This window comes from Prevotella sp. P4-98 (assembly GCF_002251405.1).
Classification (GTDB): Bacteria; Bacteroidota; Bacteroidia; order Bacteroidales; family Bacteroidaceae; genus Prevotella.
Map to the genome: position 1 here is coordinate 1 of NZ_NPJC01000090.1, position 577 is coordinate 577.

A 577-nucleotide genomic window follows, 5' to 3' on the forward strand; every position below is an offset into this window, starting at 1 on the left:
TCCTATAACTATAGGCGGCCGTATGCATAAGTGCTCATACTTTCAGCTGTTGATTTCTGATTTATTATCTAATCTACAGTCTTGCTTGTGTCAATATGTCAAAGATCTCTTTCCTCTATTTCAAGGATATGTGGAGAATAACGGATTCGAACCGTTGACCCCCTGCTTGCAAAGCAGGTGCTCTAGCCAGCTGAGCTAATCCCCCGGTCGGGAATTGAAGTCCCTTGCATCGTAGTCCCAGGCAGACTTGAACTGCCGACCTCCACATTATCAGTGTGGCGCTCTAACCAACTGAGCTATAGGACTTCGTTCAAGATGCTTTGGAACAGTACAGTGTCCTCAGCTTCCTTCGATTCTCTATTCGAGAAAACAGATTCGTTAGTACAAGAAGCCGAAGGAGTGTCTGAACAAACCAATGCTTCATCCCATTCTTTTGAAACTACCCTAATTATCTAAGATCCGTCTCCAGAAAGGAGGTGTTCCAGCCGCACCTTCCGGTACGGCTACCTTGTTACGACTTAGCCCCAATCACCGGTTTCACCCTAGGCCGACCCTTGCGGTCACGGACTTCAGGTGC

The 577-nt window shown here is 47.3% G+C and carries 2 tRNA genes and 1 rRNA gene; all 3 read right to left on the minus strand.

The features are described from left to right. Positions 1 to 131: 131 nt before the first annotated feature. Positions 132 to 205 (minus strand) — tRNA-Ala (locus tag CIK96_RS13000). 27 nt (positions 206 to 232) lie between these two features. Next, positions 233 to 306: transfer RNA gene (locus tag CIK96_RS13005), tRNA-Ile, on the minus strand. Positions 307 to 469: 163 nt separating this feature from the next. Beyond that, a 16S ribosomal RNA gene (locus CIK96_RS13010) occupies positions 470 to 577 on the minus strand; the annotation flags it as partial.